This window comes from Amycolatopsis jiangsuensis, assembly GCF_014204865.1.
Lineage (GTDB): Bacteria > Actinomycetota > Actinomycetes > Mycobacteriales > Pseudonocardiaceae > Amycolatopsis > Amycolatopsis jiangsuensis.
The window spans coordinates 2,090,606-2,105,528 of record NZ_JACHMG010000001.1 but is presented as its reverse complement, the minus strand read 5'-3'; the positions used below and the strand labels follow the sequence as shown (position 1 = coordinate 2,105,528).

17 protein-coding genes are annotated in these 14,923 nt (G+C 71.2%); 10 read left to right on the top strand and 7 right to left on the bottom strand.

Annotated features, from left to right (window positions below):
• Window positions 1-19 precede the first annotated feature (19 nt).
• The 6 genes from BJY18_RS09095 to BJY18_RS09070 are packed head-to-tail and all read left to right on the top strand — an operon-like array spanning window position 20 to window position 5,120.
• Window positions 20-556, top strand: a complete 537-nt coding sequence (locus tag BJY18_RS09095; protein WP_184779378.1) for an aromatic-ring-hydroxylating dioxygenase subunit beta — start codon at window positions 20-22, stop codon at window positions 554-556.
• Between the two features lie 50 nt (window positions 557-606).
• Window positions 607-921, top strand: coding sequence for a bifunctional 3-phenylpropionate/cinnamic acid dioxygenase ferredoxin subunit (locus BJY18_RS09090; RefSeq protein ID WP_184779376.1), 315 nt, complete (start codon window positions 607-609; stop codon window positions 919-921).
• 10 nt (window positions 922-931) lie between these two features.
• On the top strand, window positions 932-2,191 hold the full coding sequence (locus tag BJY18_RS09085; protein WP_184779374.1) for an NAD(P)/FAD-dependent oxidoreductase: 1,260 nt from the start codon (window positions 932-934) through the stop codon (window positions 2,189-2,191).
• A gap of 15 nt (window positions 2,192-2,206) precedes the next feature.
• Window positions 2,207-3,064, top strand: a complete 858-nt coding sequence (locus BJY18_RS09080) for an alpha/beta fold hydrolase (RefSeq protein WP_221457641.1) — start codon at window positions 2,207-2,209, stop codon at window positions 3,062-3,064.
• A complete protein-coding gene (gene hcaB / locus BJY18_RS09075; RefSeq protein WP_184779373.1) occupies window positions 3,064-3,867 on the top strand; it encodes a 3-(cis-5,6-dihydroxycyclohexa-1,3-dien-1-yl)propanoate dehydrogenase in 804 nt (267 codons plus the stop codon). The genes BJY18_RS09080 and hcaB overlap by 1 nt, the downstream gene beginning before the upstream one ends.
• A gap of 5 nt (window positions 3,868-3,872) precedes the next feature.
• Window positions 3,873-5,120: an MFS transporter gene (locus BJY18_RS09070; protein ID WP_184779371.1), complete on the top strand. Its 1,248-nt coding sequence runs from the start codon at window positions 3,873-3,875 to the stop codon at window positions 5,118-5,120.
• 306 nt (window positions 5,121-5,426) lie between these two features.
• On the opposite strand, the gene BJY18_RS09065 is transcribed toward BJY18_RS09070, so the two are convergent.
• The gene (locus BJY18_RS09065; RefSeq protein ID WP_184779369.1) at window positions 5,427-5,636 is read right to left on the bottom strand and encodes a hypothetical protein; all 210 of its coding nucleotides are present in this window, start codon (window positions 5,634-5,636) and stop codon (window positions 5,427-5,429) included.
• A 128-nt stretch (window positions 5,637-5,764) separates the two neighbouring features.
• On the opposite strand from BJY18_RS09065, the gene BJY18_RS09060 reads away from it, so the two are divergent.
• Complete coding sequence (locus tag BJY18_RS09060; protein ID WP_184776778.1) at window positions 5,765-7,021, top strand: IS256 family transposase; 1,257 nt, start codon at window positions 5,765-5,767, stop codon at window positions 7,019-7,021.
• A gap of 31 nt (window positions 7,022-7,052) precedes the next feature.
• On the opposite strand, the gene BJY18_RS09055 is transcribed toward BJY18_RS09060, so the two are convergent.
• From BJY18_RS09055 to BJY18_RS09035, 5 genes are all read right to left on the bottom strand, one after another.
• Window positions 7,053-7,265 (bottom strand): hypothetical protein, encoded by a 213-nt coding sequence (locus BJY18_RS09055; RefSeq protein WP_184779367.1) that lies wholly within the window; start codon window positions 7,263-7,265, stop codon window positions 7,053-7,055.
• A 635-nt stretch (window positions 7,266-7,900) separates the two neighbouring features.
• Entirely contained in the window at window positions 7,901-8,527 is a 627-nt protein-coding gene (locus BJY18_RS09050; protein WP_184779366.1) for an alpha-ketoglutarate-dependent dioxygenase AlkB, read from the bottom strand.
• Window positions 8,528-8,571: 44 nt separating this feature from the next.
• Window positions 8,572-9,150, bottom strand: a complete 579-nt coding sequence (locus BJY18_RS09045; protein ID WP_184779364.1) for an ArsR/SmtB family transcription factor — start codon at window positions 9,148-9,150, stop codon at window positions 8,572-8,574.
• Between the two features lie 76 nt (window positions 9,151-9,226).
• A complete protein-coding gene (locus BJY18_RS09040; protein ID WP_184779362.1) occupies window positions 9,227-10,198 on the bottom strand; it encodes an RluA family pseudouridine synthase in 972 nt (323 codons plus the stop codon).
• A gap of 12 nt (window positions 10,199-10,210) precedes the next feature.
• The gene (locus BJY18_RS09035; RefSeq protein WP_184779360.1) at window positions 10,211-10,606 is read right to left on the bottom strand and encodes a DUF5313 domain-containing protein; all 396 of its coding nucleotides are present in this window, start codon (window positions 10,604-10,606) and stop codon (window positions 10,211-10,213) included.
• Between the two features lie 119 nt (window positions 10,607-10,725).
• On the opposite strand from BJY18_RS09035, the gene BJY18_RS09030 reads away from it, so the two are divergent.
• Window positions 10,726-11,169 (top strand): MarR family winged helix-turn-helix transcriptional regulator, encoded by a 444-nt coding sequence (locus tag BJY18_RS09030; protein ID WP_184779358.1) that lies wholly within the window; start codon window positions 10,726-10,728, stop codon window positions 11,167-11,169.
• Window positions 11,170-11,231: 62 nt separating this feature from the next.
• On the top strand, window positions 11,232-12,128 hold the full coding sequence (locus BJY18_RS09025; protein WP_376774648.1) for a TIGR03854 family LLM class F420-dependent oxidoreductase: 897 nt from the start codon (window positions 11,232-11,234) through the stop codon (window positions 12,126-12,128).
• A 6-nt stretch (window positions 12,129-12,134) separates the two neighbouring features.
• On the opposite strand, the gene BJY18_RS09020 is transcribed toward BJY18_RS09025, so the two are convergent.
• Window positions 12,135-13,670: an MDR family MFS transporter gene (locus BJY18_RS09020; RefSeq protein WP_184779356.1), complete on the bottom strand. Its 1,536-nt coding sequence runs from the start codon at window positions 13,668-13,670 to the stop codon at window positions 12,135-12,137.
• A gap of 74 nt (window positions 13,671-13,744) precedes the next feature.
• On the opposite strand from BJY18_RS09020, the gene BJY18_RS09015 reads away from it, so the two are divergent.
• Window positions 13,745-14,902: a DUF1015 family protein gene (locus tag BJY18_RS09015; protein WP_184779354.1), complete on the top strand. Its 1,158-nt coding sequence runs from the start codon at window positions 13,745-13,747 to the stop codon at window positions 14,900-14,902.
• The last annotated feature ends 21 nt before the right edge of the window (window positions 14,903-14,923 follow it).

The window sequence follows — 14,923 nt, the reverse complement described above, 5'->3', positions numbered from 1 at the left end:
CCTCGCGAGGGAATTCCAGATGACCACCGAAACCGCGCAGCAGGCGCAACTGACTGCTGTGCTCCTGCAGCACGAAGTCGAGCAGTTCTACTATCACGAGGCGGCACTGCTCGACGCGCACCGGTACGAGGACTGGGTTCTCCTGTTCACCGAGGACACCCACTACTTCATGCCTCTGCGGCGCACCGTCACCCGGCGGCAGCTGCACCTCGAGTTCACCAAACCCGGAGAAATGGCGTTCTTCGACGAGGACAAGAACTACCTCGAGATCAGGGCCCGGAAGTTCGCCACCGGCACCTCGTGGGCGGAAGACCCGCCTTCGCGGACCCGGCACCTGATCACGAACGTGCACATCGCGGAGAAGTCCGGCGACGAGCTGCAGGTGCACAGCAATTTCCTGCTCTATCGGACCCGTCTGAAGAACGACGTCGACCAGTGGGTCGGGCGGCGTGAGGACACCCTGAGGTTCACCGAGGCGGGCCTGGCCATCGCCAAGCGCCACATCTTCCTCGACCAGACGGTTCTCCAATCGGCGAACCTCAGCAGCTTCTTCTGACCGCCGGCCGATTCCGGAACCCCGAACACAGAACGAAAGTCAGCCGAACCATGCCCTGGATACGCGCCTGTTCCGTCGGCGAGCTGGACGACGGCGACGCCCTTCAGCTCCCCACCACCCCTCCGATCGCGGTCTTCCACGTCGACGGCGCGTTCTACGCGCTGGACGACACCTGCACGCACGGTCAGTCCTCGCTGGCCGACGGCTACGTGGACGGCACGCAGGTCGAATGCGCGTGGCACTTCGCGAAGTTCGACCTGAAGAGCGGAGCCGCGCTGACACCGCCGGCGAACGTGCCGCTGTGCAGGTACCAGGTGCGGGTCGAGCGCGACGAGGTCATGGTCGAGCTCCCGGACCGCGGGTGAGGGCCCCGAGGTGACCAGGTCGAGCTGCGTCATCGTCGGTGCGAGCGCGGCCGGGGTGTCCGCCGCCGTCCGGATGCGGCGGATGGACTATCCCGGAACCATCACGCTCGTCGACGTCGATCCGCGGCTGCCGTACGAACGGCCGCCGCTGTCCAAGGCGCTCCTGGACGAGGGTACCGCCGGACTGGTGCCCATCCAGCCGGCGGAGACCTACCGGGACCTCGACATCGACCTGCGTCTCGGCGCGCGTGTCGTCGAAGTCGACCCGGCGCGGCTGACCGTCCGCCTCGGCGACGGGGACGTCCTGAAGTCCGGGCGCCTCGTCTTGGCGACCGGTGTCCGCCCGCGGAAGCTCACGGTGAAGGGCGCCGACGCGACCAACGTGCTGTCGCTGCGCGATGCCGCCGACGCCGGACGCATCGGCGCGCACCTGGGCCGCGGCGGCCCGCTGGTCATCGTGGGCGGTGGCTTCATCGGCCTCGAACTCGCCGCGGTCGCCGTGGACCGCGGCATCGAGGTCACCGTGGTCGAAGCGCAACCCCAGCCGCTCACGCACGTCCTCGGACCGGACGTGGCCGCGCTCGTGACCGGCCTGCACCGGGAACACGGTGTCCGGCTGCTGTCCGGCGTCACCGTCGCCGGGTTCCTCGGCCCGGCGGGCCGGGTGGAGGAGGTCCGGCTCTCCGACGGGCGACGATTGCCGGCCGCGGCGGTCGTCGTCGGCGTCGGCGTGGAACCACGCCACGAGCTGGCCCGATCGGCCCGCATCGACACCGATGACCACGGCATCCCCGTCAACGAGTTCGGGCAGACCAGCCGCGCCTGGATCTACGCCACGGGCGAGGTCGCCAGCCAATTCCACCCGGACCTGCCGCGGCGCGGCCGGATCGAGCACTGGGACGCCGCCCTGCGGCACGGCGCGGCGGTGGGCTCGACCCTGGCTGGCGAACCGGTCCGCTACACCGACCCGCCCTACGCGTGGTCGGACCAGTACGGCGCGACGCTTCAGCTCATCGGGCGGGCGCGGCCCACCGACGAACTGGTGCTGCGCGAGGGCGCGGCGCCGGGCCGGTTCCTCGCGTTCTGGCTGCGGCACGGCCGCATCGGCGCGGTCGCCGGGATGGACGCCGCTCGGGAGATCGGCGTCGTCAAGCGGCTGATGGCCGCGGGAGTCCTGGTCGGCCGTGAGCAGCTGACCCGCTCCGACACGAACCTGCGCGCGCTCCTGAAGGCGCGCTCCACCATGCCCGGCTCGCGCCTGGCGAACTAGCAGATTGGCAAGGTTGTGACCGCACCGTCTCAGGAACTGACCAACGAATCGACCTACCGGCTCGTCGACACCGCCGACTACCGGATCCAGGTCAACGAGGCAGGCGAGGGGCATCCGCTCCTGCTGATCCACGGCACCGGACCGGGCGCCACCGGGTGGTCGAACTTCGAGCCGAACATCCGTGAACTCGCCGCGTCCTTCCACTGCGTCGCCGTGACGATGCCCGGCTGGGGAGACTCCAGCCCCCAGGACCTGCAGACCGGGCGCGACCAGGGCCGAGCCGTGCTCCAGCTGATGGACACGATGGGCATCGACCGCGCCGCCATCGTCGGCAACTCCATGGGCGGCGCGATCGGGATGGTGATGGCGACCGAGCACCCGGAGCGGGTCTCGAAACTGATCATGATGGGGTCCGGGATCTGGGGCGTGAACGTCATGGCTCCCAGCGGGCTGTCCGAGGGGATGCAGTGCATCTTCAACGCCTACGAAGACCCTTCGCCGGAGAACTTCCAGAAACTCGTCCGGACGATGTGCTTCGACCCCTCGTTCGCGACCCGTGAACTCGCCGAGGAGCGGTCGCGCACCGCGCTGAGCAAGCCCGAACACCTGCGGAACTGGCTCGACCTCATGCGCAGCGGTGCGGGCGGGACCGGGTTCCTGCAAGCGGGGCAGAAGATGGCCGAGTCCGACGTGCCCACCCTGCTGGTGCACGGGCGGGACGACCGCACCGCGCACTACGAGATGTCGCTGCGCGCCCACGCCATGATCCCGGACTCCCGCCTGCTGATGTTCAGCCGGTGCGGCCACTGGGCGCAGCTCGAGCACGCGGCGGAGTTCAACGCCGCGGTGAAGCACTTCCTGGAGCGTGTCTAGTGCCCGGTCGTCTCGCGGGGCTCTCCGCCCTCGTGACCGGTGGCGGTTCCGGCCTCGGCCGCGCCGTCGTCGACCGGTACCTCGCCGAGGGCGCCCGCGTGACCGTGCTCGAGCGGTCCGAGGAGAAACTGCACGACGTCGTGGCCGCGCACGGTGACCGCGTCCGGGGGGTGCACGGGGACGTCACCTCCGGCCGCGACAACGAAACCGCGGTCCAGGCCGCCGTCTCCGCCTTCGGCGGCCTCGACACCTTCGTGGGCAACGCGGGGCTGTGGGACTTCAACCGGCCGCTGCTCGACCTGCCGATGGCCGAGCTCGAAAGCGGGTTCCGCGAGCTCTTCGACGTCAACGTCAAGGGGTACGTCGTCGGTGCCCGCGCCGCGGCCGGAGCCCTGGCGGACCGGGGCGGGTCCATGATCTTCACCCTGTCGAACGCGGCGCTGTACCCCGGTGGCGGGGGAGTCCTGTACACCGCTTCGAAACACGCGGGGGTAGGGGTCGTTTCCCAGCTGGCCTACGAACTGGCCCCGCGGGTCCGGGTCAACGCGGTCGCACCGGGCGGCATGGCGACGGACTTGCGGGGACCGGCCGCATTGGGTTTGGGGGGCCGGGCCATCAGCGACGTGCTGCCCGCGGCCGAGCAGCTGCGCCGGTACTCCGCGCTCGACATGTCGGCGACCGCGGAGGACTACGTCGACCCGTACGTGCTCTTGGCCGCGCGCAGCGAATCCAGGACGGTGACCGGGACGGTCTTCGACGCCAGTCACGTCGGGACCCCACGCCGTCCCGGCGCGGATCGTTGACCGGCATGGCGTCCTTGGGCCGGTCTTCGCGGGTTTCCACGTGGGCGCCGTTCGCGCATGCGGCGTTCCGGATCCTGTTCGTGGCCCAGCTGGTCGCCAACGTGGGACGGCTCATGCAGGCGGCCGGTTCGGCCTGGGCGATTCAGGAGAACGACGGCTCGCCCTTGCAGGTCTCGTTGATCCAGACGGCGACCTATGTCCCGTTGGTGGCGCTGGGTTTCGTCGCCGGCACCCTCGCCGACCGGCTCGACCGGAGGCGGCTGCTCGTGGCTTGCCAGGCGTGGATGGCGCTCAGCACGGCCGCGCTGTTCGTGGCCACGTGGCTGGGCTGGACCGACCCGCGGGTCGTGCTGGCGCTGACCTTCGCCACCGGGCTCGGCACGGCGATCGCCGCGCCGACGTGGGCGGCCGTGCAGCCGTCGCTGGTACCGCGGCACCTCGTGGGCCGGGCGGTCGCGCTGAACGGGTTGACGTTCAACGTCGCCCAGGCCGCCGGCCCGGCCATCGCCGGCTTGGTGATCGCCGCCCTCGGCACGCAGTGGGTGTTCCTCATCAACGCCGTCACCCTTGCCTGCACGGTGCCGGCCGTCTTGGCCTGGAAGACTCCCGTTCCGCCGGCGCGTCCCGCGGAGTCTTTCGGGCAGTCGTTGCGCGCCGGCCTGCGCAGCGTCGTCGTCGCGCCCCAGCGCCGGATCCTGACGCGCTACGCGATCTTCGTCGTGCCGGCGACCGCGGTGATGGCGCTGACGCCGGTCCTCGCCGGGGAACGGCTCGGCCTCACCGGTGGCGGCTTCGGCGCGCTGCTGGCCCTGTTCGGTGCCGGAGCGGCGCTGGCGGTGACGATCTGGCCACGCGTGGAAAGCCGCGGGGAGGAGTGGGGGCTGGTCGCCTCGGCCGTCGTGCTGGCCCTCGCGCTGGTGACGGCGGCCCTCAGTACCCAGCCGGTCGTTGCCGGCGCTGCCCTGCTGGCCGCGGGCGCCGCCTTCACGCTGGGCAGCACGTGCGCGTTCGTCGCGGCGCAGCGAGTGGTCGACGACGCAATGCGCGCCCGGGTCATGGCTGCCTACACCGTAACCTCGGGCGCGGCGGTCGCAGCGGGGAGCGCGGGGTGGGGCTTGGTGGCCCGCACCGGCCTCGCCGGCGCCTTCGCGATCGCCGCCGTGCTGGCCGTGATCACCGTGGCCGCGCACTTCAGGTGGCCACTGCCCGCCAGAACGGAGGAAGAGGAAGGCGGGTTCACGGAACCTCAATGAGCGGATCGTCCACATGACACACGAAGTCGCACGCGCCACCCTCGTCACCGGTGGTTCCGCGGGGGTGTCGGCGCAGCCGCGCTCTCGCCGTCGGCGGAGATATCTTCGACCACCGGCCGAGGGACTCGGCGTTCGAGGCACCGGCCGCTGAGTTCGGCGTTGCCGACGTGGCCACCAACACCGTCGGATCAGCCGGCCCAGGCCCAGGTTGCCGAGCTGCACCTCGATAGGTTCGATCGCGTGGTGCGGACCAACCCTGCTCGGAGCCACATAGTGCTGCACCGTCGGCAATGACTGAGCAGTCTGCTACCGCGCCACTTTGGCGATCGAGCCGCTGGGCAGTTTGTGCGACAAGCTTCTCACCTGGGGCATCACCTCCCGGGCGAACATTGCCATCGCCTGGTCCGCCTCCTCGACCGCGAGTCCCGGCACTTGGAACGAGACGTCGAGTGCGTCGAGGCGGCAGTCCCCGATGTAGGCCGCGAGGGTGCCGGCGACCGTCGAGGGACCGCCCACAACGGTTACGTCCGCGGAGGTGGTGTACGGGTTCGTCGCTGGTGAGCGGCGTGGCGTCGTGACGTGAGACGGCCACCGCGTGATCTTTCTCGAGTACCGACCAAGGAACTCCAGGAAGGACCACCACGATGGCCGCACCACACAGTGTGGACCCTGCCCAGCTTGTCGAGGAGCTCGCCTCGGCGGGTGTGTCGCCGGATCTGTTGCAGACGATGATCGCGACGATGGCGAACGCGTTGATGTCGTCGCAGGCCGATCAGCAGTGCGGGGCCGGCTATGGCGAGCGCAGCAGCGAGCGGACGAACCAGCGCAACGGCTACCGGGCCCGGGAGTGGGACACCCGAGCGGGCACGATCGAGTTGGCGGTGCCGAAGCTGCGCCAGGGCTCCTATTTCCCGGACTGGCTGCTGACCCACCGCCGCCGCGCCGAGCAGGCCCTGGTCACCGTCGTGGCCACGGCCTACCTACTCGGTGTCTCCACCCGGCGGGTGGAGAAGCTGGCCGAACAACTCGGGGTGAAGTCGCTGTCGCGTTCGCAGGTCAGCGAGATGGCCACGCACCTCGACGGGCAGGTCGCCGCGTTCCGCGAGCGCCCGCTCGACCAGGGCCCGTACACGTTCGTGTGGGTCGACGCGCTCACGGTGAAGGTCCGCGAAGACGGCCGGGTGGTCAACGTGCACGCGCTGCTCGCGACCGGGGTGAACGCCGACGGGCACCGCGAGATCCTCGGCCTGGATGTGGCCTCCAGCGAGGACGGAGCGGGCTGGTTGGCGTTCCTGCGCGGTCTGGTCGCCCGCGGCCTGTCCGGGGTCCAGCTCGTCATCTCCGACGCCCATCCCGGCTTGGTGGCGGCGATCGCCTCGGCGTTGCCGGGTGCGGCGTGGCAGCGGTGTCGCACCCACTACCTGCGTAACCTGCTCTCCCGTGTTCCGAAGTCGGCGCAGCCGCATGTCGCTACGCAGGTGCGCACGATCTTCGACCAGCCCGACGCCGACGCCGTCACAGCCCAGTACGGACGCGTGGTCGACACTCTCACCGCGCGCTGGCCCGACGCAGCCGAGCACCTCGACAACGCCCGCGATGAGCTGCTGGCGTTCACCGCATATCCGCGCGAGGTCTGGCGCCAGATCTGGTCGAACAACCCTCAAGAGCGACTGAACAAGGAGATCCGCCGTCGCACCGACGTGGTCGGGATCTTCCCCGGCCGCGACTCCCTGATCCGCCTCGTCGGCGCCGTCCTGGCCGAACAGAGTGATGAGTGGACCGAGAACCGCCGCTACATGGGCCTCGATCTACTGGCCCGCTCACGCATCCGCATCGTCACCACCGAAGCCGCACCGACCGGCAGCGAGGCACTCATGACAACCGAGGCAATAACCGCCTAGAATCCCGAACCAAGATCACGCGGAGTCGATCTCATACACCACTCCGCCGGACGTGACCAACCCAGCCGAGCTGAGCGCAGATGTCGTCGAGCTGCCAGGTGCACTTCCGCTCGAGTACCTGTTGTTGCCAGCCCTTCGACGGAGGAGTGAAGCGGGCCCAGAAGTACTTCGCGACGTCCTCGATCCGCCGACGTGCGGTCAGGTCGTCTTCGGCGACGAACACCAGGCGCGCTGCCCGTCTCACGTCACGACGCCACGCCGCTCACCAGCGACGAACCCGTACACCACCTCCGCGGACGTAACCGCTCGGGACGTGTGGGTGGCTTGACTGCTACGCGACTGGGTAGCTCGGCGGCGGGTTTGCTGGGCTTCTGGCTGGGTGGTTCGGCGGCTGGGTTGCTGAACCTCGCCGGCTGGGGCGTTCGGAGGCCGAGAACCCCTTCGGCCGCGGCTGAAGTCTTAAGTGAGCGGATCTCCTCTGGCTGGGGCTGCCGTTCGGAGCCTGCGGATTCCCTTTGGCCGGGGGTGACGTACGAAGCCTGCGAACTTCTTTTGGCGGGGAGTGGCGTTCGGCGTGAGCAGGGTCCCCTTCGGTCGGGGCTGAAGTTCGGAACCTGCAAACCCCGTTTGGCTGGAGCTGGCGTTCGGAGTCAGCGGCCCCCTGATCGGGAGTGGAGTCAGCGAGTCAGCGGCTCCCCTTTGGTCGGGACTGGAGTGCGCGGCTTTCCGTTGGCTGGGGTTGGAGTCTGGAGTGCGCGGCTCCCCGTTGGCCGGACTGGAGTCCGGACTGAGCGGCTTCTCGTTGGCCGGGGTTGGAGTCCGGAGTTAGCGGCTCCCCGTCGGCCGGAGCTGGAGTCAGCGAATCAACGAGTCGGCAAGTCAGCGGACCCCCTTCGGTCGGAACTGGATGCTGATCCGCGGACCTACTGCGCGCGTGGTTTTCGGGATCGCGTGTTCCCAGGTGCGTTGGCAGGAGCCGCCCATGACGATCAGGTCTCCGTGGCCCAGGGGGTAGCGGTGGGATTCTCCGCCGCCGCGGGGGCGGAGGGCCAGGTGGCGTTGCGTGCCCACGGAGAGGATCGCGACCATGGTGTCTTCGGTGCTGCCGCGGCCCAGGTTGTCGCCGTGCCAGGCGACGCTGTCGCGGCCGTCGCGGTAGTAGCACAGGCCTGCGGTACGGAACGGTTCGCCCAGTTCGCCGGCGTAGTGCGCGGACAGCGCGGCCCTGGCCTCGTCCAGGATCGGGTGCGGCAGCGGCGCGTGTTCCGGGTAGAAGCTCAGCAGCCGGGGCACGGCGACGACCCGGTCGTACATCTTCCGCCGCTCGGCTTGCCAGGGGACCTCGGCGGCGAGCCTGCTGAACAGGTCGGCCGACCCGGCGAGCCAGCCCGGCAGGACGTCGACCCACGCGCCGTGGCTCAGCTCGATGCGCCGCGCCCCGGACAGCGGTCCCAGCGCGGTCGGCTCGCTTTCGCCGAACAGCGAGCCCTGAAGTGCGTGACTCATACCGTTCAGCGTACCCGAAACTCGAACGCCTGTTCGAGTGATTTCTACTCGGCCGGCTTCGGGTGGGCCACGACGACGAGCCGGTGCATGCGGGCGTCCGGAGAGCTTTCGTCGTGATAGCGCGATACGAGGGCGGTGACCACGGTGGTCAGCTCCTCGGTGAACGCCGCCCGCTCCCGCGCCGAGCGAAAGGAGATCTCCGTGTCGAGCGTGAGCGTCGACAGAGGCTTCCCCGCCCGCGCGGCCCGGCGGGCGAGGCCGGCGACCTCCCGCACCGTGCGGCCGGCGACCGCCAGCAGGTAGCCCACCGACAGCCGGTCGGGCTTCACCGCGGACTTCCCCGCTGCGCCGAGCGCGGCGGGGGAGACGAGGTACGACGCGGCGGTCGCGGCGAAGAGCCGTTCGGTGAGACCGCCCCACTGCCGCGTCCCGGCCGGCTCCACGAGACCGTGCGCTTCGAGCGCCCGCAGGTGGTAGTTCACCTTCTGCCGGGTCAGGCCGACGCGGCCGGCGAGCGCCGCGGCCGAGGCCGGTTCGGTGAGTGCCGCGAGCAGCCGCGCCCGGACCGGCTCCAGGGCGATCGCCGCCGTGGCCGGGTCCTCGATCACTTCGACGTCGCGCATGGTCCGAGCCAAGCAGTGACAAACATAGTCGTCAAGGGTTCGGGTGCACGGTCGCGGCTCCGGGTCCGGCAAAAACCTACCGCACCGCCTCGGAACCGACGACCGCGCCGCCGGGCGGGTCCGCCGCCCATTCGTCCGGAGAATCCCAGGCGGTCAGGTGTCTGCGGCTGGTGAACCGGCGGTGCTCGCCGGTCACCGGATCGTCGAACTCGAGCACCTTCGCCAGCAGCTGCAACGGTCTCGTGAAGTCGTCGAGCGGCTTTTCCCGCAACTGCGGGTAGAAGTCGTCGCCGAGGATCGGGATTCCCAGCCCGCTCAGGTGCAGGCGCAGCTGGTGCGTACGGCCGGTGGCCGGCAGCAGCCGGTACCGCCCGAGGTCGCCGCGGTGCTCCAGCAGCTCCACAGTGGACTCCGCGTTCGGCGGCCCGGGCACCTCGTGCGCGGCCAGCACGCCCCGCTCCTTGACGATCCGGCTGCGTACCGTACGCGGCAGTGAAAGCTCCGGATCGTACCGTGCGATCGCCTCGTATTCCTTGTGCACCAAGCGATCCCGGAACATCGTCTGGTACGCCCCGCGGTCCGCCGGGGTGATCACGAACAGCACCAGCCCGGCGGTCACCCGGTCCAGCCGGTGCGCGGGGGTCAGCTGGGGCAGCCCGAGCTCGCGGCGCAGCCGGACCAGCGCGGTCTCCAGTACGTGGCGGCCACGCGGGATGGTCGCGAGGAAATGCGGCTTGTCGGCCACGAGCAGGTGCTCGTCGCGGTACAGCACGGTCAGCTCGAACGGCACCGGTACCTCGTCGGGCAGGTCGCGGTGGAACCAGATGAACGTGCCCGGTTCGAACGGTGTGTCCACCCCCAGGGGCCCGTGCGCCCCGAAGATCCGCTCCTCACGCAGCATCTGCTCGATCCGCTCGGGATCGGCCCGGGGCAGCCGCTGCACGAGGTGCTCCAGCAGGCTGGTCCACGGGCCCTCGTCCGGCAGCCGCAGCCGCGCGGGTTCGAGGCCGTGCCGCGGCGGGATCGGGGGTGGGAGCTTGCGTCTCATCGGCTCCCGAGTCTAGTCGCCGGGCTGGTGCCGGTAGATCGCGATGTAGCGGGCCCTCGCCTCGGCGTCGGCCTCGTCGGCCTTCTCCCGGCGGATCCGCTTGCCGGTGCGGGGCGGGAAACCGTGCCGGGACAGCCGGTGGTCGATGCTCTCTTCCATGTACGCGCAGGAGTAGAAGTACGCCACCAGCGCGGCCATCAGCACGATCGCCAGGCGCAGCTGGATCGGCGCCGGCAGCAGCAGCCAGACCAGGCACAGCGGGACGATGCCGACGCTGCTGCGCAGCACGTGCCGCGCCTTCCAGTGCTTCGACGTGGTGTCGTGCAGCAGCCAGTCGTGGTAGCGCTCGGGCAGCCGCCCGCCGACCGCGTACCAGAACCAGCGCAGCACCCCGGGACGCTCCGTCATCCTGCCTCCTTCCGGCTGCCGTCGAGCGTACCCTAATGATTAGTGCACTAACTTTTAGTGTGGCGAAGGCCGCGGGCGGGCACGCTAGGGTGGCGTTCCGGTGGCAGGAGGGAGCACGGGTGGCCGAGATCGACCTGGGCGCGGACCCGCTGAAGCTCGACCGGCAGGTGTGCTTCGCCCTGTCCGTCGCCTCGCGCAGCGTGATCGCGATCTACCGTCCGCTGCTCGAACCATACGGGCTCACGCATCCGCAGTACCTGGTGATGCTGGCGCTGTGGGAGAAGGCGCCGCGTTCGGTGAAGGACCTCGGCAGCGCGCTGCGGCACGAGCCGGCCACGTTGTCCCCGTTGCTGAAACGGCTGGAGGCGATCGGGTACGTCACCCGCGGCCGCAGCCATGCCGACGAACGTCAGCTGACCGTGGACCTCACCGGCAAGGGACGCGCGTTGCGGGCCGAGGCCGAGAAGATCCCGTACCGCGTGGTGGAAACGCTGGGCATGGAGGTCGCCGAGCTGGAGGCGCTGCACGCCGCGCTCGGCCGGGTCATCGCGGCCACCGCCTGAGCGCCGCCGGGCATAGCCGGAGCCGGCCGGGTGTTGCGCCAGGGGAGCGGAAGGAGCACCGGGTGGGCGAAGAGGTGAAGATCCGGCTGGGGGTGGCCCCCGCACCGGGCACCGGACCGGCGCGGTTCGCGGAGTTGGCCGGCACGCTGGAGGAGGCGGGTGTCGACTCGCTGTGGCTGTCGGAACTGGTGTACGCGCCGGACGTGGACCCGATGATCGGGATGGCGCACGCGCTGGCGCGGACGAGCCGGCTCAAGGTCGGCACCGGGGTGGCGATCCTGCCGGGGCGGCATCCGGTGCTGGTCGCCAAGCAACTCGTGACGCTGGCCGGGCTCGCCCCGAAACGGGTGCTGCCGGTGTTCGGGTTGCGCCCGGCCCGCGCCGCGGAGGGCGCGCTCTTCCCGGTGCCGCGGGGCAGGCGCGCGGCGGTCTTCGACGAATCGCTGACCCTGCTGCGGTTGCTGCTCGACGGCGACGAGGTGGACTTCCACGGCGAGTTCTTCCAGGTCGAGGGCGCCACCGTCGGCCCGCGTCCGCCGAAGCGGCTCGACGTCTGGCTCGGTGGCGCGGCACCCGCGGCATTGCGCCGCGCCGGGCGGCTTTCCGACGGCTGGCTCGGCAGTTTCCTCCCGCCGGACCAGGCCCGGGCCGCGCGGATCGCGATCCAGCAGGCCGCGGACGAGGCCGACCGCGAGATCGAGGCCGACCACTTCGGCCTGAGCCTCGCCGTGGCCTTCGACGGTGACGTCCCGGACGAGCTGCGAGAGATGACCGCCCGCCGCAGCCCGGGGGTGCCGGTGACCGATGTCGTCGCGACGAGCTGGGCGGAGGCCCGCCGGCTGCTGGAGCAGCACATCGACGCCGGCCTGTCGAAATTCGTCCTCCGGCCGGTCGGCACCGGCGGCTACGCGGAGTTCCTCGACGGCTTTCGCCGGGAACTGATGCCGCTGCAGAACTGACGTCGCTCAGCCGGGGAAGGTCAGCTGCTCGGTCCGGCGCGGCATCAGGCCAAGCGCGAGCACACCGAGTGCCGCCACGCCCACGATCGCCAGGAAGACGTAATGCGTGGCGCCGGCCAGCGAATCCCGGACGTACGCGGCGGTCGCGGACTCCGTGGGGACGCCGCCGAGCACCTCGCTGGTCGCGTCGACACTCGCCGGCAAATGCCCGGCCACGTCCGCGGGCGGGTTCGCGAACCGGGACGCGAGCGTGGCGTTGGCGATCGCGCCGAACACCGCCGTGCCGACCGCGCTGCCCAGCGAACGGCTGAACATGGTGGTCGCGGTGACCACCCCTCGACGTTCCCAGCCGACCGTGGACTGCACCGCCACGACCGTCGGGCTGGACATCAGGCCCAGCCCGATGCCGAGCACGAACGCCGCCCCCGCGGCCGACCAGATCGACGACGCGGGGTCCAGCAGCGTGGTCAGCACCGCACCGGTCAGCGCGAAGCCACTTCCGATCAGTGCCGTGTCGCGGAAACCGATGCGGAGGTAGAGGCGCCCGGACACCGACGACGCGAGCGGCCAGCCGACGGTGAGCGCGGCCAGCGCGAAACCCGCGGTCAGCGCGCCGGTGCCGAGGACACCCTGGGCGAAGGTGGGCAGGAACGAGCTGAGCCCCAGTACGACCGCGCCGATCACGAGGGCGGCGAGGTTGCCGCCGACCAGTGTTCGCCGCGTGAACACCCACAGCGGCAGCACCGGTTCCGTGGCACGCCGTTCCACCACGACGAACGCGCCCAGCAGCAGCACCGCGGCGGCGAAGGCGGCGACGCTCGGCGCGGACGTCCAGCTCCACGCCACGCCGCCTTCCAGCAGCGCCAGGATCAGCAGCGTGCAGCCGAGCGTGAGCAACGCCGCGCCCGGGTAGTCGACGCGGTGGCGGGTGCGTCCGACCCGCTCGGTGAACCTGCGGTGCAGCATCCACGCGGCGAGCGCGCCCAGCGGCAGGTTGACGAAGAAGATCCAGCGCCAGCTGAGGTATTCGGAGAACACCCCGCCGAGCGCCGGGCCGACCACCGAGGCGACCGCCCACACCCCGGCGACGTAGCCCTGCACCCGGGCGCGCTCCTCGACGGTGTACAGGTCGCCGATCATCGTCATGCTGATCGGCTGCACGGCGCCGGCCCCGATGCCCTGCACGGCGCGGGCGGCGATCAGCACCGGCATGCTCCACGCGGCACCGCACAGCACCGAACCGGCGAGGAACACCGCGATGCCGCAGAACATCACCGGCCGCCGGCCCAGGACGTCGGCAAACTTCCCGTACAGCGGAACGGTGACCGCCTGGGTCAGCAGGTACACCGAGAACAGCCACGGGAACTGGGAGAAGCCGCCGAGGTCGCGGACCACCGAGGGCACCGCGGTGGCGATGATCGTGCTGTCCAGCGCGACCAGGCCGGTGCACAACATGACCGCGATGAGCACCGGACCGCGTTCGGACCGCAGGCCGACGGCACTCTTCGCGGCGGGCGGCGACGCGGCGTCCGGGGAGTCCATGCTTCGCGACAACTCCACCGGGTCCCCCGGCATTCCGCGGCCGGAGGAGATCGGCCGCCCGTCATGATGGGGGAATGGACACGTGGGTGCGGCCGATCCGCCGGGGATGGGTGGTGCGCGGCCAGGTGCCGGGCCCGGACGTCGACGAATTCGCCGAACCGGACGCGGTGACCGCGGCGCTCGCCTCCCCGGCCGCGGCCGGGGACACGCTGCTGGCCGCACAGCACCCGGCGCGGACTCCCACCGCGCTGGCCGCGGGGCTGGACCTGGCGGCGGCCTTGCCGGCGGCGAGGGCGACGCTCGCGCGGCTGCGTGCCCGGCACTACCGCGCGCTGCGCGAATTCGTGACGGCGTACCGGATCGACGGCACCGTGTCCGGGGTGCTGTGCCTGGTCGACGCCGGCGGCCTCACCGCGGGCGACGCGCACGTGTGGCACACCGAGGAGGTCTACCCCGAGGTCGTCGCGGAGCGCGCGGCGGTGCTCACCGGACTGGGCTGCGCGACGAGCGCCGCCCTGCTGGTACCGGTGGACGAGGGCGCCCGGCTCACCGAGGCGGTCGAAGCCGCCCGCACCGGCCGTCCCGACGTGTCCACTGTGGATCATGCCGGGCGGGTGCACGAACTGTGGGTGGTGCCGTCCGGAACCGTGCAGGAACGCTTGCTGCGCGCCGCTTCCGCAGCGGACCTCCTGGTCGCCGACGGCAACCACCGGGTGGCCGCGGCAGCGGCCACCGGCTCCCTGCTCGCCCTGATCACCGCGGGCCCGCCGCTCGAGATCGGCGCGATCCACCGCGTCCTCACCGGTACCGGGCTCACCGCGGACCGGCTGGCCACCGCGTGGCGCGCGGCCGGGCTGGCGGTCACGCCGGCCGCGGACCCGACCCCGCCGGCCGCTCCCGGCGCCGCGGTCGTGCTCGCCGGCGGGACGGCACTGCACGTCCGGCTCCCGGCGGACGACCCGCTGTCGATCGACCACGAGGTGGTCGAACGGGTCCTGGTCGCCGGGGCGCTGGGCGTGGCACCGGACGGCCCGCACCTGCGCCCGCTGCTCCCGGGCCGTCCGGTACCCCCGGAGGCCGACGCGGTGGTGCAGCTGGCGCCGGTGCCGTTCGAGACGGTCCGCGCGGTGCACGCAGCCGGGCGGCGGATGCCCCGCAAGGCCACGTATTTCACCCCGAAACCCCGCGGTGGCCTGGTGCTGGCCGAGCCGGCCGCACCACCGCCGGAGTGAAAACGCTGCAGGTCAGCACCC